Here is a 508-nt window from a genome sequence, read left to right on the forward strand (position 1 = left end):
CGTCGATCTGGTGACACGCCTCGAAGAGGAGACCCGGATCGGCAAAGGCGGGACCCTGGCGGCGCAGCTGTCGCGGCTCGACCTGATCGTGCTCGACGAGCTCGGTTATCTGCCGTTCGCCCGCTCGGGAGGGCAGTTGCTGTTCCACCTCATCAGCAAGCTTTATGAGCGGACCAGCGTCATCATCACCACGAACCTCGCCTTCGGCGAATGGCCGACCGTGTTCGGCGATCCCAAGATGACCACGGCGCTGCTCGACCGCGTCACCCACCACTGCGATATCGTCGAGACGGGCAACGACAGCTGGCGCTTCAAAAACCGCAGCTGACAGCCACCTTCGGCGCCTTCAAAAATCTATCTTGCGCTGCGCGCGCCTCCGGTCGGGCTACGCCCGCCCTCCGCCGCACGCAGCGCAAGGCCATCTTCAACAAACCAGCATCATATTATCCGAAAAGGGGGTCCCTCTTCGACGCCGATCGGGGGTCCCTTTTGAACGCCGTTTGACACC

General features: G+C 62.8%; 1 protein-coding gene. It reads left to right on the forward strand.

Annotated elements, in window-relative coordinates:
• A partial coding sequence (locus V8688_RS32060) for an ATP-binding protein (protein ID WP_047165837.1) occupies window positions 1-328 on the forward strand: 328 nt, incomplete at its 5' end.
• Window positions 329-508: the final 180 nt, after the last annotated feature.

Origin of the sequence: Nocardia sp. No.11, assembly GCF_038752175.1 — a bacterium.
GTDB lineage: Bacteria > Actinomycetota > Actinomycetes > Mycobacteriales > Mycobacteriaceae > Nocardia > Nocardia canadensis.